General features: G+C 49.7%; 11 protein-coding genes. 7 read left to right on the top strand and 4 right to left on the bottom strand.

Annotated features, from left to right (window positions below; translation table 11 throughout):
* Positions 1 to 31: 31 nt before the first annotated feature.
* From csgC to clsC, 4 genes are all read left to right on the top strand, one after another.
* Positions 32 to 364, top strand: coding sequence for a curli assembly chaperone CsgC (csgC, locus tag D9742_RS04970; protein WP_130236181.1), 333 nt, complete (start codon positions 32 to 34; stop codon positions 362 to 364).
* A gap of 117 nt (positions 365 to 481) precedes the next feature.
* On the top strand, positions 482 to 793 hold the full coding sequence (locus D9742_RS04965; RefSeq protein ID WP_130236180.1) for a type 1 fimbrial protein: 312 nt from the start codon (positions 482 to 484) through the stop codon (positions 791 to 793).
* A 93-nt stretch (positions 794 to 886) separates the two neighbouring features.
* Positions 887 to 1420, top strand: coding sequence for an O-acetyl-ADP-ribose deacetylase (gene ymdB, locus D9742_RS04960; RefSeq protein WP_064528503.1), 534 nt, complete (start codon positions 887 to 889; stop codon positions 1418 to 1420).
* Positions 1362 to 2843 carry a cardiolipin synthase ClsC gene (clsC, locus tag D9742_RS04955; protein ID WP_130236179.1) on the top strand — a complete coding sequence of 494 codons (1482 nt, stop codon included), beginning with the start codon at positions 1362 to 1364 and terminating at the stop codon, positions 2841 to 2843. The genes ymdB and clsC overlap by 59 nt, the downstream gene beginning before the upstream one ends.
* A 7-nt stretch (positions 2844 to 2850) precedes the next feature.
* Here clsC and mdoC read toward each other — a convergent pair whose 3' ends face one another.
* Complete coding sequence (gene mdoC, locus D9742_RS04950) at positions 2851 to 4008, bottom strand: glucans biosynthesis protein MdoC (RefSeq protein WP_130236178.1); 1158 nt, start codon at positions 4006 to 4008, stop codon at positions 2851 to 2853.
* Positions 4009 to 4401: 393 nt separating this feature from the next.
* Here mdoC and mdoG point away from each other — a divergent pair, with 393 nt between their 5' ends.
* The 3 genes from mdoG (at position 4402) to D9742_RS04935 (ending at position 8873) form a co-directional block, all read left to right on the top strand.
* Positions 4402 to 5937 carry a glucans biosynthesis protein MdoG gene (gene mdoG / locus D9742_RS04945; protein WP_130236305.1) on the top strand — a complete coding sequence of 512 codons (1536 nt, stop codon included), beginning with the start codon at positions 4402 to 4404 and terminating at the stop codon, positions 5935 to 5937.
* Positions 5930 to 8473 carry a glucans biosynthesis glucosyltransferase MdoH gene (gene mdoH / locus D9742_RS04940; protein WP_130236177.1) on the top strand — a complete coding sequence of 848 codons (2544 nt, stop codon included), beginning with the start codon at positions 5930 to 5932 and terminating at the stop codon, positions 8471 to 8473. Before mdoG ends, mdoH begins: the two co-directional genes overlap by 8 nt.
* A gap of 172 nt (positions 8474 to 8645) precedes the next feature.
* Positions 8646 to 8873 carry a YceK/YidQ family lipoprotein gene (locus tag D9742_RS04935; protein ID WP_064528511.1) on the top strand — a complete coding sequence of 76 codons (228 nt, stop codon included), beginning with the start codon at positions 8646 to 8648 and terminating at the stop codon, positions 8871 to 8873.
* Here D9742_RS04935 and D9742_RS04930 read toward each other — a convergent pair whose 3' ends face one another.
* From D9742_RS04930 to lpxL, 3 genes are all read right to left on the bottom strand, one after another.
* Positions 8874 to 9248, bottom strand: a complete 375-nt coding sequence (locus D9742_RS04930; RefSeq protein ID WP_064670271.1) for a MysB family protein — start codon at positions 9246 to 9248, stop codon at positions 8874 to 8876.
* Between the two features lie 82 nt (positions 9249 to 9330).
* The gene (gene mdtG / locus D9742_RS04925; protein ID WP_130236176.1) at positions 9331 to 10557 is read right to left on the bottom strand and encodes a multidrug efflux MFS transporter MdtG; all 1227 of its coding nucleotides are present in this window, start codon (positions 10555 to 10557) and stop codon (positions 9331 to 9333) included.
* 171 nt (positions 10558 to 10728) lie between these two features.
* A complete protein-coding gene (gene lpxL, locus D9742_RS04920) occupies positions 10729 to 11649 on the bottom strand; it encodes a kdo(2)-lipid IV(A) lauroyltransferase (RefSeq protein ID WP_130236175.1) in 921 nt (306 codons plus the stop codon).
* Positions 11650 to 11809: the final 160 nt, after the last annotated feature.

The following is an 11809-nucleotide window of genomic DNA, read 5'->3' as shown; positions in this document are numbered from 1 at the left end:
TTTTTCGGGAGACTTTTATCAGGAGAAAAGTATGAACGCGTTATTACTCCTTGCGGCGCTTTCCAGTCAAATAACCTTTAATACGACCCAGCAAGGTGACATATACACCATTATTCCAGAAGTTACCCTGACGCAATCTTGCTTGTGCCGGGTGCAAATATTGTCTCTGCGTGAAGGCAGTTCAGGCCAAAGCCAGACTAAACAAGAAAAGACCCTCTCATTGCCCGCTAATCAACCCATTGCCTTGACGAAATTGAGTTTGAATATTTCCCCGGACGATCGGGTGAAAATTGTTGTTACTGTTTCTGATGGACAGTCACTACATTTATCACAACAATGGCCGCCCTCTTCAGAAAAGTCTTAATGCTTTGATATAACGAGCATAACATGAATCGGGAGAGCGTGGTCTGATTTGAGTCAGCCAACCTGAATGCATGGATTACACCCCTCAAGGATGATTAATCATTGAGGAAATATAAAAATGTTCAGACCGGTTTTAAACTCCCTTATGCTCAGTAGTCTGGTTTTGCCTTTTATGGCCTCTGCAGGGAGCTCTGCGCAAGGCGGCATAATAAGCTTTCGTGGTGAAATTGTTGAGCCCCCCTGCGAAGTCAGTGCCGTACAAGCAGATGTTGAAATGACCTGTATGCAAAATGGTCCTGTTCACACCAAACTCTACTCCAGTAAAGGATTTATGAGCGGAGTACAAAAAAATCTGCAAATCGCCTCAGTAAAAATGCAGTACCTTAATGAACAAAAAACATTAGCGGTAATGAGTATCGAATATAAGTGAGTCCAGATTCGTCCACGAAGTCGACAAGAAAAATGCGATTTCTCTAAAAACCCTGCTGTACACTTAAGAAACAAGATGGTGTAAGGAGGCGTTATGAAATCGCGTATTCATGTTGTACAGGGCGATATTACCAAACTGGCCGTTGATGTGATTGTTAATGCGGCAAATCCATCATTGATGGGGGGAGGCGGCGTTGATGGCGCTATACATCGCGCTGCCGGTCCGGCACTGCTGGATGCCTGTTTAAAAGTCAGACAACAACAGGGCGATTGCCCTACGGGACACGCCGTAATTACCCTTGCAGGCGATCTCCCCGCCAAAGCTGTTGTACATACCGTTGGACCCGTGTGGCGCGGTGGAGAACAAAATGAAGATCAGCTATTGCAGGATGCCTATCTCAATAGTCTGCGACTGGTGGCGGCGAACAGTTATACATCGGTAGCTTTCCCCGCCATTAGTACAGGTGTTTATGGATATCCACGCGCTGCAGCGGCTGAAATTGCAGTAAAAACCGTTTCGGAATTTATTACCCGTCACGCTTTACCCGAGCAGGTATACTTTGTCTGTTATGATGAAGAAAACGCCCATCTCTACGAAAGACTCCTTACCCAACAAGGAGATGAATGATTTGCCCCGGCTGGCGAGCGCGGTGTTGCCCTTGTGTTCGCAACATCCAGGACTGTGTGGCATTTTCCCCCTTGATAAAGGTCTGGATGCGTTTGCCGCACGTTATCGTCTGGCAGAAATGGCGGAACATACGCTGGATGTTCAGTATTACATCTGGCAGGACGATATGTCGGGGCGGTTATTGTTTTCTGCGCTGTTAGCCGCCGCGAAGCGTGGCGTTCGCGTTCGCTTGTTGCTTGATGACAACAACACTCCCGGACTTGATGACATTTTACGCTTGCTTGATAGTCACCCGCGGATTGAAGTTCGACTTTTCAATCCTTTCTCATTTCGCTTATTGCGCCCGCTTGGCTATATCACCGATTTTTCCCGTCTCAATCGACGTATGCACAATAAGAGTTTTACCGTCGATGGGGTGGTGACGCTGGTGGGAGGAAGAAACATCGGTGATGCATATTTTGGTGCAGGAGAAGAACCGCTTTTCTCTGATTTAGATGTAATGGCAATGGGGCCGGTTGTTGAGGACGTCGCTGATGATTTCACCCGCTACTGGTATTGCAAATCAGTTTCACCCTTGCAGCATGTTCTGGATGTGCCCGAAGGTGAAATGGCTGATCGTATTGAGCTACCCGCATCCTGGCACAATGACAGCATCACGCATCGTTATTTGCGTAAACTGGAATCCAGCCCTTTTATGAATCAACTCGTTGAGGGTAGGTTACCGCTTATTTGGGCAAAAACGCGTTTATTAAGTGATGATCCCGCGAAAGGTGAGGGCAAAGCAAAACGCCATTCCCTTCTGCCGCAGCGTCTGTTCGATATCATGGGGTCGCCCGGCGAGCGGATTGACATTATCTCTTCCTATTTTGTGCCGACGCGTGCAGGCGTGGCGCAACTGTTACGGATGGTAAGAAAAGGGGTAAAGATAGCGATCTTAACCAATTCACTTGCCGCCAACGATGTCGCGGTGGTGCATGCTGGCTACGCACGCTGGCGCAAAAAATTGCTCCGTTATGGCGTGGAACTTTATGAACTGAAGCCGACGCGGGAACAACCAGGTACACTGCACGACCGTGGAATAACCGGGAATTCCGGTGCCAGTCTGCATGCTAAAACCTTCAGTATCGATGGCAAAACCGTGTTTATTGGATCATTCAATTTCGATCCGCGTTCAACATTGCTCAATACTGAAATGGGCCTGGTAATAGAGAGCGAAACGCTGGCGCAACTGATCGATAAACGCTTTATTCAAAGTCAGTATGATGCGGCCTGGCAGTTGCGTTTGGATCGCTGGGGGCGGATTAACTGGGTCGATCGTCACGGGAAGGAAGACATTATTCTTAAAAAAGAACCCGCAACCAGTTTCTGGAAGCGGGTTTTGGTCAGACTAGCGTCAATATTACCCGTTGAATGGCTATTGTAATTGTGGCTCAGCGGGCTGGCGCTTTATCATTCTCGCGCTTAATGGCCGGTTTTCCAGAGAACAAAAACTTCAACAGCGGAATGCGTAAATGAATTTCATACAGAATTATCGCAATCCCTACCACGAATACCAGACCACAGAGGAACCCCAGTAGATTTGATGTGATATGCGGAGTGATATATGCACCAAAAAAAAGCGTTAAAGGGTGGTGAACCAGATAAATAAACAGCGATGCGTTTACAAAATAGGTTACCCGCGCCGACTGAAAATTGAGCAAGCGGTGACCAAAGGAGAAAACCACATTCACCATCCACAGGCCGAGTACCATCGTAATCACCGACTCGGTTTCATACATCCAGGCATCGCCGCTACCGTAACGTTGATTGAGCAAATATGCGACAAATGCCATTGCTGCAGCGAGCGTGCAACCACGAGAAGGTGTGGTAAACAAGGCTTTAAGATTAGGGAAAATAAATGCTAATGCCCCAAGGATAAAAAATGGCATATAAAACAGCGTCTGCATGAAAATAAAATTGAACATGCCATCGCTTAAAATAGGCGGATAAACGATAAAGAGCGTTCTCCTTATTGCCGCATAGCCGATGCCGAGGCATAAGAAGATCACCGATAGTTTAGCCATTGAGAATTTTTTATTTTTATTATCAGAATTATCTAAATTATATTTGATGCGCTTAAATATCCATACGCAAAGTGTCGTCATGACCACCAATACCAGTAAAAACCACAGGTGCGAAATTAATTCCCAGGCCAGTGTATTATATTTGTCATACAATGACAGACCAGGCCAGCTTTCTGCTTTGCCTTTGACATACTGAAGCATAATGAATTGCGGCAAGGTCAGCAGAGGAATGGCCGTTAACATCGGGATCCCCACGCGTTCGACGCGAACTTTCCACCATTTTTTCAGTGGGTAGCGCAAAAAAAGCATGTAGGAAAAATAACCAGAAATAACGAAGAATACCTGCATGCGGAACGAGTGGATGAAATCGTTAAAAAGTGTCAGCCACCAGGACGGCTCTGCGCTATTCACATGCCAGGTGTGGCTTGAATAGATTAAAGAAATATGAAAAGGGATCCCTAACAACATCAACCAGGCGCGGATGGAGTCGAGGAAATATTCACGCTGCGCGGGTACTGGATTCATATATGGTTAACTAATCTCGGATTTTTCGTCTTATCCCTGCCGGGTAATGCCTTTAGGCTTTTGCCATAACAACATCGACCTGGCCGCATCTGGCACAGGTTTCACGGGTGTTTTTGCGCGGCATAGCCACTACCACTAACCAAAATGGAAGCGTCTGTAAGACAGTTGATAAATAAATTTGCTGGCAAACCCTACACGAACTCGCTGCTTCTGTCTTTAGGAGAAGCACGGAAAGTGAAAATGGCCGCAATCAAGTGCTTAATCCATGAGCCAGCATGCTGAATAACACCGGGATTCTGTTGTCGTAATGGCTGGTTATCCATTAAAATAGATCGGATCGATATAAGCACACAAAGGGGGAAGTGCTTACTTATTATGAAACATAAACTACAAATGATGAAAATGCGTTGGTTGAGTGCTGCAGTAATGTTAACCCTGTATACCTCTTCAAGCTGGGCGTTCAGCATTGACGATGTTGCAAAGCAAGCTCAATCCTTAGCCGGAAAAGGCTATGAGACGCCTAAAAGCAACTTGCCCTCCGTTTTCCGCGACATGAAATACGCGGATTATCAGCAGATCCAGTTTAATCATGACAAAGCCTACTGGAACAATCTGAAGACCCCATTCAAGCTCGAGTTCTACCATCAGGGTATGTACTTCGACACGCCGGTCAAAATCAATGAAGTTACTGCAACGGCAGTAAAAAGAATCAAATACAGTCCGGATTATTTTACATTCGGCGATGTTCAGCATGACAAAGACACGGTAAAAGACCTTGGTTTTGCCGGTTTTAAAGTGCTTTACCCGATCAACAGCAAAGATAAAAACGATGAAATCGTCAGCATGCTCGGGGCCAGCTATTTCCGCGTGATTGGTGCAGGTCAGGTTTATGGCCTTTCTGCCCGCGGCCTGGCAATTGATACCGCGTTGCCATCCGGTGAAGAATTTCCGCGCTTTAAAGAGTTTTGGATCGAGCGTCCAAAACCAACTGATAAACGTTTAACCATTTATGCATTGCTTGACTCGCCGCGTGCGACTGGCGCTTACAAGTTTGTGGTTATGCCGGGACGTGACACGGTTGTTGATGTGCAGTCTAAAATTTATCTGCGCGACAAAGTCGGCAAACTGGGTGTTGCGCCGCTAACCAGTATGTTCCTGTTCGGACCGAACCAGCCGTCTCCGGCGAATAACTATCGTCCGGAATTGCACGACTCAAACGGCTTGTCTATCCATGCCGGTAACGGCGAGTGGATCTGGCGTCCGCTGAATAATCCGAAACATCTGGCGGTTAGCAGCTTCTCTATGGAGAATCCGCAAGGTTTTGGTCTGTTACAGCGCGGCCGCGACTTCTCTCGTTTTGAAGATCTCGACGACCGTTACGATCTGCGTCCAAGCGCCTGGGTAACACCGAAAGGGGAATGGGGCAAAGGTAGCGTTGAGTTGGTAGAAATCCCGACTAACGATGAAACTAACGATAACATCGTCGCTTACTGGACGCCGGACCAGCTGCCGGAACCGGGTAAAGAGATGAACTTTAAATACACCATTACTTTCAGCCGGGACGAAGACAAATTGCATGCGCCAGATAACGCCTGGGTACAGCAGACGCGTCGTTCAACGGGGGATGTGAAACAATCAAACCTGATTCGTCAACCTGACGGTACTATCGCCTTTGTGGTCGATTTTACTGGTGCAGAAATGAAAAAACTGCCAGCGGATACGCCAGTCACCGCACAAACCAGTATTGGTGATAATGGTGAGATTGTAGAGAGTACAGTGCGTTATAACCCGGTCACCAAAGGCTGGCGTCTGGTAATGCGCGTCAAAGTGAAAGATGCCAAGAAAACCACCGAAATGCGTGCTGCACTGGTGAATGCCGATCAGACGTTGAGTGAAACCTGGAGCTACCAGTTACCTGCCAATGAATAAAACAACTGAGTACATTGACGCAATGCCCATCTCAGCAAGTGAGAAAGCGGCATTGCCGAAGACCGATATCCGCGCCGTTCATCAGGCGCTGGATGCCGAACACCGTACCTGGGCGCGGGAGGATGACTCCCCGCAAGGGTCGGTGAAGGCTCGTCTTGAACAAGCCTGGCCAGATTCACTGGCTGATGGGCAGTTAATTAAAGACGACGAAGGACGCGATCAGCTTCAGGCAATGCCGAAAGCAAAACGCTCCTCTATGTTTCCCGATCCGTGGCGAACTAACCCGGTAGGGCGATTCTGGGATCGTCTGCGCGGGCGCGATGTGACACCGCGCTATCTGGCTCGGTTGACCAAAGAAGAACAGGAAAGCGAGCAAAAATGGCGAACCGTCGGGACAATCCGTCGTTATATCCTGCTTATCCTGACACTGGCGCAAACCGTTGTCGCCACCTGGTATATGAAGACGATTCTGCCGTATCAGGGGTGGGCGTTTATTAATCCGGTTGATATGGTCGATCAGGATCTGTGGGTTTCCTTTATGCAGCTCCTGCCTTATATGCTGCAAACCGGCATTCTGATCCTCTTTGCTGTTCTTTTCTGCTGGGTGTCTGCCGGTTTCTGGACCGCGTTGATGGGATTCCTGCAACTGCTCATTGGTCGCGATAAATACAGTATTTCTGCGTCGACCGTTGGCGATGAACCGCTAAACCCTGAGCATCGTACGGCATTGATCATGCCCATCTGTAATGAAGACGTGAATCGCGTCTTTGCAGGCTTGCGCGCAACGTGGGAATCGGTAAAAGCCACCGGCAATGCTAAACATTTTGATGTCTATATTCTGAGTGATAGTTACAACCCGGATATCTGCGTCGCAGAGCAAAAAGCCTGGATGGAGCTTATCGCTGAAGTCGGCGGTGAAGGGCAGATTTTCTATCGCCGCCGCCGCCGTCGTGTAAAGCGTAAAAGCGGTAATATCGATGACTTCTGCCGTCGCTGGGGCAGTCAGTACAGCTATATGGTGGTGCTGGACGCCGATTCAGTGATGACCGGTGATTGCTTGTGCGGCCTGGTGCGCCTGATGGAAGCCAACCCGAACGCCGGGATTATCCAGTCTTCGCCGAAAGCATCTGGTATGGATACGCTGTACGCGCGCTGCCAGCAGTTTGCGACCCGTGTTTATGGGCCCTTGTTCACTGCCGGTCTGCACTTCTGGCAACTCGGCGAGTCGCACTACTGGGGGCATAACGCGATTATCCGCGTGAAACCGTTTATCGAGCACTGCGCGCTGGCGCCGTTGCCGGGTGAAGGTTCTTTTGCAGGTTCAATTCTTTCGCACGACTTTGTAGAAGCAGCACTGATGCGCCGCGCAGGCTGGGGAGTATGGATTGCGTACGATCTCCCTGGCTCTTATGAAGAGTTGCCGCCAAACTTGCTGGACGAGCTAAAGCGTGACCGTCGCTGGTGTCACGGCAACCTGATGAACTTTCGCCTGTTCCTGGTCAAAGGGATGCACCCGGTACACCGTGCGGTGTTCCTGACGGGGGTGATGTCTTATCTCTCTGCACCGCTGTGGTTTATGTTCCTCGCGCTCTCGACCGCATTGCAGGTAGTGCATGCGCTGACCGAACCGCAATACTTCCTGCAACCACGGCAGTTGTTCCCTGTGTGGCCGCAATGGCGTCCTGAACTGGCGATTGCACTGTTTGCCTCAACAATGGTGCTGCTGTTCCTGCCAAAATTGTTGAGTATTTTGCTCATCTGGTGCAAAGGGACTAAAGAATATGGTGGCTTCTGGCGTGTCACTTTGTCGCTGCTGCTGGAAGTGCTGTTCTCCGTACTGCTGGCGCCGGTGCGCATGCTGTTCCATACGGTATTTGTGGTCAGCGCTTTCCTCGGCTGGGAGGTGGTGTGGAATTCACCGCAACGTGATGATGACTCCACGTCCTGGGGAGAAGCGTTTAAACGTCACGGCTCGCAACTTTTACTGGGCCTGGTGTGGGCGGTTGGCATGGCATGGCTGGATCTGAGATTCCTGTTCTGGCTGGCGCCGATTGTCTTCTCGCTGATCCTGTCACCGTTTGTTTCGGTGATCTCCAGTCGTGCGACCGTGGGTCTGCGTGCTAAACGCTGGAAACTGTTCCTGATCCCGGAAGAGTATTCACCGCCGCAAGTGCTGGTCGACACCGATCGTTTCCTTGAGATGAACCGTCAACGTTCTCTCGACGATGGCTTTATGCACGCGGTGTTTAACCCGTCGTTTAACGCCCTGGCAACGGCAATGGCGACCGCGCGTCACCGCGCCAGTAAGGTGCTGGAAATCGCCCGTGACCGCCACGTTGAACAGGCGCTGAACGAGACGCCAGAGAAGCTGAACCGCGATCGTCGTCTGGTGCTTTTGAGCGACCCGGTAACGATGGCACGTTTGCATTTTCGCATATGGAACTCGCCAGAGAAATATTCTTCATGGGTGAGTTACTATGAAGGGATAAAGCTGAATCCACAGGCATTGCGTAACCCGGATGCGGCTTCGCAATAAAAACGTAGTTGCCTGATGCGCTACGCTTATCAGGCCTACATCGTTCCTGCAATATATTGAGTTTGCAAAATATTGTAGGTCGGACAAGGCGTTCACGCCGCGTCCGGCAAAAACAACGAGCCAATAAAAATACCGGCGTAATGCCGGTATTTTTTTAGGAAAGAGGTATCAAATGCGTTTCATTGTGGTAGGCATCATGGTTACCTTACTGAGTGGCTGTGGCAGCATTATTAGCCGCACTATACCGGGGCAGGGACATGGCAACCAATATTACCCTGGGGTGCAATGGGATGTTCGTGACTCCGCATGGCGCTATGTTACGATCCTCGATCTGCCGTTCTCCCTCGTCTTTGATACCTTACTGCTGCCCATTGATATTCAACATGGGCCATATGAGTAATTAACGCTCATCCCATTCATCGGCGGCAGCGCGTCCTTCTTCAGTATCCAGAGGCGGCTCAAGCTGAAATTCGCCTTCGTCCCATTCATGCAGAGTATTTTCTTCCTGCCATTCCTGGCGGATTTCAATTTCATCATAATCGCCGTCAAAGACGCTTTGTGCAGCTTCACCGCTGAACATTGGCAGACATTCACCTTCTTCACCTTCATCAGCGAAAAACTCAACCTGCCACATAATGTCACCATCTTGCAGAATGTATTTCTGGACATTGAACTGTTGCACATTTGCTTCATCTGCATCGATTCCGGGGTTGTCAGCAAGAAATTCTTCCCGTGCGGCATCAATGGCTTCTTCAAGCGTTGCGTACATAGTCATCACGATTCTCCCTTTGATTTGATGATGTATTCAGGGAAAGAATAGCTGATTATGCGCTTTTGCAAGTATGAAAGGCGAAAAATCAGCCTGTCACTTGGGGCAATCGGCGGCGACGCAAACTGTTCCAGGAATAAACCGCGTTAAACAACACAACTCCTGCGGTGACCAGAAACACTGCGCGGAAACCATAGTTTGCCGAGATAGCTGCGCCCATCAATGGTCCCGTAACGTTGCCAATATCGCGAAATGACTGGTTGTAGCTGAAAATTCGTCCGGCGATTTGATTTGTTGAGTTATAGACCAGTAGCGTTTGTACCGCGGGGAGTAACGCGCCATCGGCGGCTCCAAGTAAAAAGCGTAAAACCCCCAGTTGGAATGGTGTCTGGACGTAAGACATAGGGATTAACAGCAGAACAGAAAAGAGCAGCGCCGTTATCAGGATCTTCTCAGGCCCGATACGATCCCCCAGTTTGCCAAGCCGTGGCGCGCTAAGTAGCGCAGCCACGCCGGGGACCGAGGCAATCATGCCACTGATAAAAGCAACATTACTGACATTCCCCGCCAGTTCGCGGACATAAAGTGTCAGGATTGGCGCGATTGAACCGGTGGCGACCTGGATGATTAATGTTGTGACAAACAGGCTAAGTACCAGCTTCGGGTTTTTAAGCGATGTCACGACCTCCCGCATGTGCAGCATCTCTTTTTTGCTGACTGGCTGGAATTTCTCTTTGATACAAAACAGGGTGACGAAAAAGCAGAGTATTAGCACACTGGCGGTAATAAAAAATACCGGGCGTAAGCCGTAGTTATCGGCGAGCAAGCCGCCAGCCATGGGGCCGAGCAGCGCACCGCTAACCCCACCGGTAGAGAGCGTACCCAGCGCCCAGCCGCTTTTATTGCGCGGGACCTGAGTGGCGATTAGCGCGTTGGCATTAGGGACAAAACCGCCGAGCAAACCCAGCAATGCTCGTAGGATCAGAAATTGCCAGATATTTTGCACTACTCCCATCAGCACCATCACGATGCCCATCCCGAGGGCAGAGCGCAGAAGCATAATTTTTCGACCTTTGCGGTCAGCCAGCCCTCCCCAGAACGGAGAAGCAATGGCGGAAAATAGAAAGGTAATACTGAAGACAATCCCTGACCACATATTCAGTGCCGAGTGGCCCGTAACGCCAAGTTGCTCAACGTAGAGGGGTAAGAACGGCATTACCAGACTGAAGGCGGCGCCGGTAAGAAAACAGCCAAGCCAGGCAACGAACAGGTTTCGTTTCCAGTTTATGGGAGTGTCATTTTCGGAGGGTGACATAGCAATCCGCTGTTGGTGCGCCAGGGCGCGATGAACAAGAGAATAAAAGATAAGCACACTAATTATGCGCCTGACTTATAAGTGACGCAATGCAGAGAGCTTTTATCGCTAAATCAGGGGATTTGATGCTGATGTGCCGGATGCGATGCTGCGCATCCGGCATAAAGAAGGTTAGTAACGTGAAGGAACGCCTTCCGGGCGCGTTTTGAAGCGGCGATGCAACCACATGTACTGTTCTGGCGCCATCATGATGCATTTTTCGACCACTTTGTTCATCCACGCGGCGGTGGTTTCAGCGTTATCCAGAGGCGGTGAACACTCTGGCGGCAGCATGATCAACTGATAACCTTTGCCGTCCGGCTTACGACGAGGGACAAATGGCACCAGACATGCGCCGGACATCCGTGCCAACATCCAGGTGCCGGTAGTGGTCGCCGCCTGCTCAACGGCGAACAACGGCACAAAAACGCTCGAGCGCGGACCGTAATCGTGGTCCGGCGCATACCAGACGACTTCACCTTTTTTCAGGGCTTTAATCATCCCTTTTAAATCTTTGCGGTCGAGCATCGATTTATTCGAACGCAGGCGGCCCCAGGTTTGCAGCCAGTCGATTAATGGATTGTCATTCGGGCGATAAACCCCGATGCCTGGCTCCTGCATTCCAAATTGTCGAGCACCGAGTTCCAGCGTCAGAAAATGGATGCCAACTAACAGGATGCCACGCTTTTGCGCCTGCACGTCACGGACATGCTCCATGCCGATAACTTCCGTCCAGCGGGCAACCCGACGTTCCGGCCAGAACCACGCCATGCCGGTTTCCATCAGTCCCATGCCAACGGATTCAAAATTCTTAATCACCATCTGCTGGCGCTCTTGTTCGCTCATTTCCGGGAAGCACAGTTCCAGGTTTCGGTGCACAATTTTGGCGCGTCGTTTCATGAAACGTAACGCCAGTCGTCCTGTCACACAGCCGAGGCGATAGATAATCGGGTAGGGTAATTGCACGACCAACCAAAGTACGCCAATACCCAACCAGGTTAACCAATAACGCGGATGAAGCAGTGCGGTGGAGAACTTGGGTAGATTCGTCATATCAATCCTGTCTTTCAACCTATACGGGCAATTGTATGTATTGTCGCATTTTTTCGCCCTCAACCAAAATTTGAGGCTGAAGACTGGGCGAAAATGCCGCGTATGTAAACCATTAATAATTTTTAATGCACAAATGTAGCGTAAAATGTATGGATGTTAA

Source organism: Escherichia sp. E1V33, from assembly GCF_004211955.1.
Classification (GTDB): Bacteria; Pseudomonadota; Gammaproteobacteria; order Enterobacterales; family Enterobacteriaceae; genus Escherichia.
The sequence above is the reverse complement of the archived record's forward strand: the minus strand, read 5'-3'. Positions and strand labels throughout refer to the sequence as shown.

Coding starts and splice junctions, on each gene's coding strand:
- D9742_RS04965 (WP_130236180.1), top strand. CDS start 482: ATGTTCAGACCGGTTTTAAACTCCCTTATGCTCAGTAGTCTGGTTTTG.
- mdtG (WP_130236176.1), bottom strand. CDS start 10,557: ATGTCACCCTCCGAAAATGACACTCCCATAAACTGGAAACGAAACCTG.
- ymdB (WP_064528503.1), top strand. CDS start 887: ATGAAATCGCGTATTCATGTTGTACAGGGCGATATTACCAAACTGGCC.
- clsC (WP_130236179.1), top strand. CDS start 1,362: ATGATGAAGAAAACGCCCATCTCTACGAAAGACTCCTTACCCAACAAG.
- mdoH (WP_130236177.1), top strand. CDS start 5,930: ATGAATAAAACAACTGAGTACATTGACGCAATGCCCATCTCAGCAAGT.
- D9742_RS04935 (WP_064528511.1), top strand. CDS start 8,646: ATGCGTTTCATTGTGGTAGGCATCATGGTTACCTTACTGAGTGGCTGT.
- mdoG (WP_130236305.1), top strand. CDS start 4,402: ATGATGAAAATGCGTTGGTTGAGTGCTGCAGTAATGTTAACCCTGTAT.
- D9742_RS04930 (WP_064670271.1), bottom strand. CDS start 9,248: ATGACTATGTACGCAACGCTTGAAGAAGCCATTGATGCCGCACGGGAA.
- lpxL (WP_130236175.1), bottom strand. CDS start 11,649: ATGACGAATCTACCCAAGTTCTCCACCGCACTGCTTCATCCGCGTTAT.
- csgC (WP_130236181.1), top strand. CDS start 32: ATGAACGCGTTATTACTCCTTGCGGCGCTTTCCAGTCAAATAACCTTT.
- mdoC (WP_130236178.1), bottom strand. CDS start 4,008: ATGAATCCAGTACCCGCGCAGCGTGAATATTTCCTCGACTCCATCCGC.